Here is a 2,632-nt window from a genome sequence, read left to right as displayed (position 1 = left end):
ACAGATGCTGGCAGGGACAGATCATCGCCGTAAAGACAGATCCAAGCATTAAGGAATTCGCTTACGACGAATTGGCAAGCATAAAAGGCGGAAACCGCCGAGCGTCAGAAGGCGGGACCACGAAAAACGATCCAGGCGTGTATCCTAACGGATCGTGGACGCTGGAGTACGGCAAGATAGGCCCGATTATTCCGGGTGATTATTTGATGGCGAACAATCTCTCGGATTCAGGCACCGGCCACAATCCTCAGCCTGACGGCGGAATGGGAATGACGCGCATGGGTACCGGTGAGAAAGCGCTCGGAGGACAGCAATGTGATGCCGTATTTGACCCAATAGCGATAACCGGCGGACAGGTTATTATACCGAAGGAAGATATCTTTATACCCTGTAGAGGAAGAAAGCACGGCATTAACCTTAGCCTTAAAAGGACATACTCATCGAGCAGCGAGGTTGACGGGAAGATGGGTTTTGGCTGGGCGCTTGCGCATGACGTTAAGCTGAAAGTAATTCCCGCGGATGGCGATACCCCGCAGTATGTTTTAGTAACAACGCCCGACGGTACGATATTCAGTTATGAATACGACGGGGAAGGTTTCTATTATTCGCCCGATTGCGACGGTTCATATGTCTTAAAGAACGAGAATGGGACCTATTATTGGATGCGTTATACCGTAATGTACGGACTGCAGAAATACTATTTTGAGGTTTATGTAACGGAAAACACTACTCATCGGATAAAAAAGATAGAGGATCTTAACGGCAATTACCTGAATTATATATACACTGGAGCAAACCTGCTTAGAATATATGATAATAATGGCAGGTCTTTGGGTTTCACATATCTTAATGGCAGGATAGCTACGGTAACGACCGGTGGAACCGGATTCCTCTCAATAACGTATAATTATGGTTACGATGGATACGGTAACCTCATCTCGGTTACTGGCCCTGAAAATTACTCTGAAACCTACGAATATGAAGACGTCAATTATATTCACAATATCACTGCTTATGTCGATGCCGAGAATCACAGGACGGAGTATACATATGAACAGGACCCGTCGGGATTAGGTGACGTATGCGTGGACGTCGAAGACGCTCTTGGCAACCATGCTACTTACGACTACCTCTTCGAAATAGGCGTCACTACGGTCGTGGATGCGCGTGGACGCACCAACGTCTATGAGTACGAAAAAGGCAAAATTAATAAAATCACCAATTCCAATGGCGGAATTACGTATTACTCTTTCGACGATATATATATGCGTAATTCGATAACCGATGAACACGGCAGAGGCTGCGGTTGGGCGAACAAATATAATTATGGCTTAGTAGAAACGCTGGACAACGAAGAAGCCCATAGCGCATATTTTCACTATAATTCGTTCAATTACATTGAATGGATGGTAGACGCCAAGGAAAGATCCTGGTCGTACGTATATGATGACTATGGTAATTTAATATTCAGAAATACCCCCGCTCCGAATAACCAAGGTACTTCTACCGTTGAAAAGCAGTATGACCAATACGGCCGCCTTACGGCAGTTATTGATCCTGAAGATATAACCACTACATATACGTATAATTACTATGGTGATATAACAAAGGAAACGGACGGCGTAGGTAATTACATTGAATACACCTATGATAACCTCGGCCGTATGATTTCCTCGAAATATGGAGATCTCAGCGGTTACGATACCGCGACAACCTATGAATACGACGGACTCGGAAGGCTTAAGAAGAAAACCTATCCCGATTCCAGCTATGAAGAGTATACCTATGACAAAAACTCTAACCTCTTGAATTTCAAAGACGCTAACGGCCATGAAACTGATTATGAATATAACGCTCTCAACCAGTGCGTTAGCGTAACCGATCCCGAAAGTAAGGTTACCGAATACGACTACGACGCTTTCGGCAACATGACGGAACTCACCCGTTACGTGAACGGCAATCCCGTTACGACTTATTACGAATACAACGATCATTACAACCGCCTTACCAAAGTCACCGACCCTACTAGCGAGATTACGGAATTTACCTATGAGGATTCTCCACCCTTGCTCGGCGACAGCAAGAACTACACCACCATGAAGAAATACAAGCCCGACAACTCTCTCTTATCCGTCGAGACACGCACGTTCGATCCCATGTACCGCATAAAGACCGTCTCCGACGGCTTAGGCAACACCACAACCTACAACTACGACGAAGTGGGCAACCTCATATCGGTTGCCGACCAGAACGACCACACGACCACCTATACCTACGACCCTAACGTCAACGTCGTCCTGACAGAGACTGATCCTTTAAACAACTCTACGAGCTATACCTACTACAAGAACGGCAAGCTCAAGACCAAGACCGACGCCAACGGCAATACCACGACCTACACCTACGATGCCGCGGGCAGGCTCTCTCTGGTAACTTATCAGGACACCTCTACCGTCGAATACGCCTATAACAAATACGGTAAGGTCTTCGCTATGGTCGACTCCCAGGGTACAACCGTCTACTCCTACAACACGAGGACCTGGCTTACCTTGTTCGACGGCCCCAACATGAATGACACTGTCTCCTACACCTACGATAACGTGGGCAACAGGGCAACTATGTCCACCCCGGC

1 protein-coding gene is annotated in these 2,632 nt (G+C 46.7%); it reads left to right on the top strand.

From position 1 onward, the window contains the following. Positions 1-2,632: DUF6531 domain-containing protein (locus tag PHH49_08820; protein ID MDD5489042.1), on the top strand; the 2,632-nt coding region annotated here is incomplete at both ends.

Source organism: Candidatus Omnitrophota bacterium (genome assembly GCA_028715965.1).
Classification (GTDB): domain Bacteria; phylum Omnitrophota; class Gorgyraeia; order Tantalellales; family Tantalellaceae; genus JAQUQS01.
Note: the sequence above shows the minus strand (reverse complement) of the source record. Positions and strands in the feature narration are given on the sequence as shown.